The organism is Teichococcus aestuarii (assembly GCF_003116135.1).
Lineage (GTDB): Bacteria > Pseudomonadota > Alphaproteobacteria > Acetobacterales > Acetobacteraceae > Pseudoroseomonas > Pseudoroseomonas aestuarii.
Genome location: NZ_PDOA01000095.1, coordinates 1 through 300 on the forward strand (window position 1 = coordinate 1; position 300 = coordinate 300).

The following is a 300-nucleotide window of genomic DNA, read 5'->3' on the forward strand; positions in this document are numbered from 1 at the left end:
GGCCCTGGCTGAAGCACCTCTTCGCCGACGGCGCCTATGACCGTGGCAAGCTGATGAGCGCCGCTGCCTACCGTGACTTCGTCATCGAGGTGGTGCGCAAGCTGGCAGGCCAGCAAGGCTTCCAGGTCCTGCCGCGCCGCTGGGTGGTGGAGAGGACCTTCGGCTGGATGACCCGTTGGCGCCGCCTGGTTCGCGACTACGAGCGCCGCTGCGACGTCTCCGAAGCCATGATCCACGTCGGCATGGGCGCGCTCCTCATCAGGCGCATCGCCCACCCATGACCATTCTCAAACGGGCACT

1 protein-coding gene is annotated in these 300 nt (G+C 66.7%); it reads left to right on the forward strand.

Going from position 1 to position 300, the window contains the following annotated elements:
- A partial coding sequence (locus CR165_RS24305) for a transposase (protein ID WP_146202057.1) occupies positions 1-281 on the forward strand: 281 nt, incomplete at its 5' end.
- Between the last annotated feature and the right edge of the window lie 19 nt (positions 282-300).